Origin of the sequence: Mesorhizobium sp. M1423 (assembly GCF_040317575.1) — a bacterium.
In the GTDB taxonomy this organism is placed as follows: domain Bacteria; phylum Pseudomonadota; class Alphaproteobacteria; order Rhizobiales; family Rhizobiaceae; genus Mesorhizobium.
This window is the reverse complement of sequence record NZ_JAMYKU010000094.1, coordinates 1-525: the sequence shown is the minus strand read 5'-3', so window position 1 is coordinate 525 and position 525 is coordinate 1. Positions and strand designations below refer to the sequence as shown.

The window sequence follows — 525 nt, the reverse complement described above, 5'->3', positions numbered from 1 at the left end:
ATAGCGCATCGTCCAGCCCTTCTTGCGGGATAGATACGCCCGTGCTTGAGCATAAAGGCGCTCACATGCTGCCGATGGACGCGAAGCGTCTCGACCGCGGCCGCCCTGGCGCGGACGAGATCCCGCATGGCTTCGTGACCTTCATCAGGAACCCAAACCGGGGTCAGTTCGCCGGCGCGCAGCAGCCGAGCCAAAGCAAGAGCATCCCGGCGGTTCGTCTTCACCCGATCACCGGGCTTCCTTGGGATCAGCGATGGGGCGACTACCATGCATTCATGGCCGAGCGATCGGATCACCGATAGAGACCATAGCCGGTCGGGCCGGCCTCGTAGCAGAAACACACCCGATCGAACTTGGCGGCGACCCGCTGGATAACGCGGCGCATGCTTGTATCCGATGCGTCGACCTCGCCGAAGAAACGAACCTTTCCCTCCCGGCCAGCGTCCGCAATCGCGATGGCGTTCCTCAGCTTCGCAACATCGATTCCTACAAGGCTTCCCTATAATCTGACACGGATCGTCCTCC

General features: G+C 61.7%; 1 pseudogene. It reads right to left on the bottom strand.

Features of this window, described 5'->3' with window-relative positions:
• A pseudogene (locus NKG95_RS34230) lies at positions 1-513 on the bottom strand (IS110 family transposase); the annotation flags it as partial.
• Between the last annotated feature and the right edge of the window lie 12 nt (positions 514-525).